Source organism: Actinokineospora sp. NBRC 105648, assembly GCF_030269645.1.
Taxonomy (GTDB): Bacteria; Actinomycetota; Actinomycetes; order Mycobacteriales; family Pseudonocardiaceae; genus Actinokineospora.
Genome location: NZ_BSTR01000123.1, coordinates 1 through 433 on the forward strand (window position 1 = coordinate 1; position 433 = coordinate 433).

Genomic DNA, 433 nt, shown 5'->3' on the forward strand with positions numbered 1-433 from the left:
CGGTTGGTGTTCTCGTTCGTTCCACGCTGCCAGGGCGAGTACGGGTCACAGAAGTACACGGGCATGCCGGTGGCCATGGTGAACGCGGCGTGGTCGGCCATCTCACTGCCGCGGTCCCAGGTCAACGAGTTCCGGAGGAACTCCGGCAGTGTCTTCATCTTGTTGGCCAACAGCGCCGCGACACGGCCGGCGGAGCGGTCGTGGGGGACCCGGATCAGGATCACGAACCGGGTCCGCCGTTCCACCAACGTCAGGATCTGCGACTTGCACGCCGCCCCGAGGATGAGGTCGCCCTCCCAGAAACCCGGCACGGCCCGGTCGTCGGCCTCCTTCGGGCGCTCGCTGATCGACACCATCCCGGTGATCAGGTCATGCCGGGGCGCCTTCCGCGACGGGGACACCCGCTTGGCCCGCCCGGAACGCAACGCCCTGT

At 68.1% G+C, this 433-nt stretch carries 1 protein-coding gene; it reads right to left on the reverse strand.

Annotation, left to right across the window (positions count from 1 at the left end; translation table 11 throughout):
* Window positions 1-433, reverse strand: a 433-nt coding sequence (locus QSK30_RS36640) for an IS30 family transposase (RefSeq protein ID WP_285510007.1), incomplete at both ends; no start/stop codon positions are given.